Source organism: Amycolatopsis sp. NPDC003676 (assembly GCF_053587275.1).
This window is the reverse complement of record NZ_JBSFNS010000271.1, coordinates 1-1,562: the sequence shown is the minus strand read 5'-3', so window position 1 is coordinate 1,562 and position 1,562 is coordinate 1. Positions and strand designations below refer to the sequence as shown.

The window sequence follows — 1,562 nt, the reverse complement described above, 5'->3', positions numbered from 1 at the left end:
GGTTCGCCAGCGCGACGCCGTCGGCGGTGGCCACCAGGGCCCTGGCCCTGCGGTCGTGCGGGTGCGCACGCCGCTCGAGCAGGCCCTTCTGTTCCAGCGCGCGCAGCACCTGCGAGGTCATCATCGGGTCGGTGGCGGCGTGTTCGGCCAGCTCACGCTGCATCACCGGTTCCGCGCCGCGGTGCCCGAGGTAGGTCAGCGAGGCGAGCAGCACGAACTGCACGTGGGTGAGGTCGAACGGCGCCAGGGCGGCCCGCTGCGCCGCCTGCCAGCGGTTGGTCACCTGCCACAGCAGCAGGCCGGGGCTGTCCTGCGCGTCGCCGAATTCGGTGCGCAGGCCCTCGCTCACGCGCGGTCCACGGTCGCGGCGTCCCTGGCCTCGGCGCGCGCGATCAGCGCGGCCAGGTCGGGCCGGACCGACTTCGCGATGTCGGCGCCGATGATCAGGTTCCACAGCGGCCGCAGCGGCCCGGTCAGCTCCACCCGCACGCCGACCGACACCCGGCCGTCGGCGACCGGGGTGACGGTATGCGCGAAGGTCAGCCTCGCCCCGAGCAGGCGCGAGACGTCGTCGAACTCGGTCGCGGTGAGCTTGGCGACCTCGAACCGCACAGCCGGGCCGCCCTTGGGCTTGAGCTTGCCCGTCGCACCCTGCGCGAACGGGCCGTCGAGGCGGACCCAGGCGGTGTCGGCGTTCCATTCGGGCCAGCTCTCCATCTCGCCCCAGATGGCGAACAGCGTGGCGGGCGCGGCAACGGTCTCGGCGGAAGCCTCGGCGAGAATCATGAACAAAGTATGCGCGCTTACTATTTGTCGTGCAACCGGGCCAGGAACACCACGCCCACCTCCGACGTTGCACATCCCGTGACTGAAGCAACCACTGATCTGACGATGTACTCGACCACCTGGTGCGGCTACTGCCGTCGCCTCAAGACCCAGCTCGACGAGGCGGGCATCACCTACACCGTGATCGACATCGAGGACGACCCCGCTTCGGCCGAATTCGTCGGCAGCGTGAACAACGGCAACCACGTCGTGCCGACCATCAAGTTCCGCGACGGTTCGACGGCGACCAACCCGTCGCTGTCGCAGGTCAAGCAGGCTCTCGCCGCGCTGGCCTGAGCTCAGCGCGCCGGCTGCTCGGCCCAGGATTCGATGATCGTGCGAGCGATCGAGATGGACCCGGGCACCAGTAGCCGAGCGCCCTGCTCGCGGGCCGCCGCCCAGTCGCCCGCCCGCAACGCCGCGCGCACCTCGTCGCGGGTGAACCAGTGCGCCTCGGCGATCTCGCCGTCGGAGAACACCAGCTCCTGCTCCGGATCGCCGACGGCGGCGAAGCCGACCATCAGCGAGCGCGGGAACGGCCACGGCTGACTGCCGAGGTAGGTGACCTCGCGCACGTCGACGCCCACTTCCTCGCGGATCTCCCGCTCGACGCAGTGCTCGAGCGACTCGCCCGCCTCCACGAAACCGGCCAGCAGCGAGAACATGGTCTCGGGCCAGCTGTGCTGCCGGGCCAGCAGCACCCGGTCGGCGCCGTCGTGCACCAGGCAGATGATGGC

4 protein-coding genes are annotated in these 1,562 nt (G+C 70.6%); 1 reads left to right on the top strand and 3 read right to left on the bottom strand.

What is annotated here, in order from left to right; genetic code table 11:
* On the bottom strand, nucleotides 1-349 hold a 349-nt coding region (locus tag ACWDNU_RS45560; protein ID WP_449673410.1), incomplete at its 3' end, for a MarR family winged helix-turn-helix transcriptional regulator.
* Complete coding sequence (locus tag ACWDNU_RS45555; protein ID WP_355280756.1) at nucleotides 346-786, bottom strand: SRPBCC family protein; 441 nt, start codon at nucleotides 784-786, stop codon at nucleotides 346-348. The genes ACWDNU_RS45560 and ACWDNU_RS45555, both read right to left, overlap by 4 nt.
* Nucleotides 787-864: 78 nt before the next feature.
* Between ACWDNU_RS45555 and ACWDNU_RS45550 the strand changes: the two genes are divergently transcribed.
* A complete protein-coding gene (locus ACWDNU_RS45550; RefSeq protein WP_449673409.1) occupies nucleotides 865-1,122 on the top strand; it encodes a mycoredoxin in 258 nt (85 codons plus the stop codon).
* Nucleotides 1,123-1,124: 2 nt separating this feature from the next.
* Here ACWDNU_RS45550 and nudC read toward each other — a convergent pair.
* The coding region (nudC, locus tag ACWDNU_RS45545; RefSeq protein ID WP_449673408.1) for an NAD(+) diphosphatase at nucleotides 1,125-1,562 on the bottom strand (438 nt) is incomplete at its 5' end.

Coding starts and splice junctions, on each gene's coding strand:
- ACWDNU_RS45555 (WP_355280756.1), bottom strand. CDS start 786: ATGATTCTCGCCGAGGCTTCCGCCGAGACCGTTGCCGCGCCCGCCACG.